At 49.3% G+C, this 596-nt stretch carries 1 protein-coding gene; it reads right to left on the reverse strand.

From position 1 onward, the window contains the following. A partial coding sequence (locus tag R7Z77_RS26890) for a kinase/pyrophosphorylase (RefSeq protein WP_318137245.1) occupies nt 1–596 on the reverse strand: 596 nt, incomplete at both ends.

The following is a 596-nucleotide window of genomic DNA, read 5'->3' on the forward strand; positions in this document are numbered from 1 at the left end:
AAACGGCGTTTCATTCCGGCTCTCTCAAGAATGCGCGTTGAAATTTCTTCTACCGACAATGACGACGTGTTGATGTAAGGAATCGCTTCTCTTCTGAATAAAGCTTCAACCGTGTCCAACTCCAACTTGCATTGCTCTTCACTGGCATAGTCGCTGCCCGACAGGCGATTCTCACGAATCTTATTCAAACGTTCAGGCGTAATGGTTAAGCCAAACAGTTTGTGGCGATGTACCTCGAACTCTGGCAACAAACGCATCATCTTGACGTCTTCGGCAATAAACGGGTAGTTCACCACGCGCAAGCCAAACTGCATCGCCATGTACAAACTGGTTGGTGTTTTGCCGCTGCGCGATACACCAAGCAGAATGATATCCGCCTGTTCCAAGCCTTTCAGTGTAATGCCATCGTCGTGAGCCAAGGTGTATTCGATCGCCGCAATACGGTCAAAATAGGTATCGGAATCTTTCCCTACACTACGAGAGCGCTGCAGCTTTGGGGCGGGTGCCATCTGAATGTCGTCTTGCACCTTTTGTACAATGCTTTCAAGCACATCGTAGCTGTATGCCGGTGCTTCTAGCAGCATTTCGCGCACACC

This window comes from Vibrio sp. 1401, assembly GCF_033340295.1.